Here is a 2093-nt window from a genome sequence, read left to right as displayed (position 1 = left end):
TTTCAAAGTGGAGATATTTCTGTAAGTAATTATCAGGTAGGAACGATGAGTGCTATTCCAGCTTATAAGACGGTGATGAGTGGAGTGTCTTCTGATTCATCTGGGACGAGTACGGTTGGGAAGGCTGTTCAGGCGAAGAAGTCGGTTGATGTTGGTTTTGATCCTATAGCACCTTTTAAAGGACCAAGCGGAGCATATAGACTAGCTACTGATGGTTTTGCCTTTTATTCAGCAGGGCGAGAAGTTAAAGGAGGTTTTAGGATAGAGAAAGTCGGTAAATCAGATAAAGTTAAACATCTAGTTTACGAATCAAAGTACAATAAATTTAAAACCGCTCCTAAAAATGGACGAAATTTTAAGACCTTTACTCAAAAGTACATCAAATCCCAAGTAAATAGAGGGAATTCTCTTAATTTAAATGTTTCTAAATTTCTAAATGGTAAAGCAGGAGCGATTAGTGCTGTAAAAAGTAAAATTGGATGGCTAGGAGTAGGTATCACTACGATCGATAATGCAAGAAAAAATATTCAGAACGATGAAAGCTCAAGCAAAATTGTTGGAGATGCAGTAATTGATGTAGCGATCGGTGCAGCTACTCTGGCTGTCGGAGGCGCATTTGCTGCGTTAGCTGTAAGCGCAGGTGCACCAGTATTATTTGGAACAGCAGTCACAGTCGCAGCATCTTTAACTGTTTCCTATGTATTAGATGGTATTAAGATAAATAATAAATCAATTGGCGATCATGTTAAAAATGGAGTACAATCAGTAGCTAGTTGGTTCAACGATACTGCCGAGAGTATTGTTAATTAATTTAAAGGTATAGAGGAGGTTATTATGCTTAAAATTCCTGAAAACAAAAAAACTAGAAACCTTCCAAATTATATGCAGGAACACCTCATTATGATATCACCTGATAGTGCAAAGTTAACAATCACGATGTTTTGTCTCGTATTGCTTGATATGAGTGCTGTTCCTTTGCTCTATCCAAAAAATGACTTGATTTACATGATAACTATTCCACTAATCATTTTTATACATTTATGGTTAATCCGATTGTTATTCAAAAACCCTTACACAACACAGATGGAAACCACTTTGTTTATGGGTGTTTTTTCTATAATAGGAGCAATATGTAATTTCATCACTAGCATAAAAGTTTCATATGTATTTGTCGAAATATCAAATCTATGGTTCTATATTGTGTTTTCAATAGTACATATAATACTTATTGCCGTTCTGATTCAATATCAAATCGAAAAATATTCTGAAATAAATTATAAAAGAGAGGAATCCAACAAATGGTATAACAATACAAGGTTTATTCCTCTTTTAACTGCAGCCCCTGGTATTGGCTACATTATATTTCAATCTTCCAAAGGTAGTGAAAAAGGTATGCATAGTGTGTTTTTGATCGCAACAGTAATTTTCACTCTATTCCTATCGTACTTCGCTGCAAAGTACATTCATAAATACTTTTTTATGAAAACAAATATGAGATTAGTATTCTTTGATAAACCTTCTGATAAAAATTTACTTAAAAAGTACGAAAGAAAAGGTGTTGTATACAAATAATGATAAAACTACTCCCAAACGGCACCATCGTCTTACTAGACGGTGGCAACAAAAAACTAATGATTTACGGTCGAAAACAGCTTCACCTAGATGAAGAAAAAGTGGAAAATAAGCAAGACCTCGATATGTACGACTACTTAGGTGTACCTTACCCAGAAGGTTTTATTGATCAAGAGCATACTTACCTTTTTAATCACGAAAACATTGCTCAAGTTATTTTTGAGGAATTTAAAAATGATGAAGAGGAGAAATTACAGGAAGTATTGAAAGAAGTATAAAAAATATATTCACAGTCCCTCTTCTATGTCATAAAACATATTGAGGGATTTTTTTGTGTCCCTTGCATATGAAAGGAAATATAAATGGGTTTTAATTCGATGATTACGTCGGAGGGGGTCAGGCACCTACCTGACCCCCACTTCCCGAAGTAGCTGAAAAACAAGTTCAGCTTATCCGCCTACAATCTAGCTTAACTAAACTTGAAGGTATACAAAATGAATTCTTCCAGAATAAACAGCTTA

2 protein-coding genes and 1 pseudogene are annotated in these 2093 nt (G+C 34.6%); all 3 read left to right on the top strand.

Annotation, left to right across the window (positions count from 1 at the left end; translation table 11 throughout):
* A pseudogene (locus JI666_RS20835) lies at window positions 1–810 on the top strand (hypothetical protein); the annotation flags it as partial.
* Window positions 811–834: 24 nt separating this feature from the next.
* Window positions 835–1572, top strand: coding sequence for a hypothetical protein (locus JI666_RS20830; RefSeq protein ID WP_206895007.1), 738 nt, complete (start codon window positions 835–837; stop codon window positions 1570–1572).
* Window positions 1572–1850 carry a DUF4176 domain-containing protein gene (locus JI666_RS20825; protein WP_206895004.1) on the top strand — a complete coding sequence of 93 codons (279 nt, stop codon included), beginning with the start codon at window positions 1572–1574 and terminating at the stop codon, window positions 1848–1850. The genes JI666_RS20830 and JI666_RS20825 overlap by 1 nt, the downstream gene beginning before the upstream one ends.
* The last annotated feature ends 243 nt before the right edge of the window (window positions 1851–2093 follow it).

Source organism: Bacillus sp. NTK071 (genome assembly GCF_017303315.1).
In the GTDB taxonomy this organism is placed as follows: Bacteria; Bacillota; Bacilli; order Bacillales; family Guptibacillaceae; genus Guptibacillus.
Note: the sequence above shows the minus strand (reverse complement) of the source record. Positions and strands in the feature narration are given on the sequence as shown.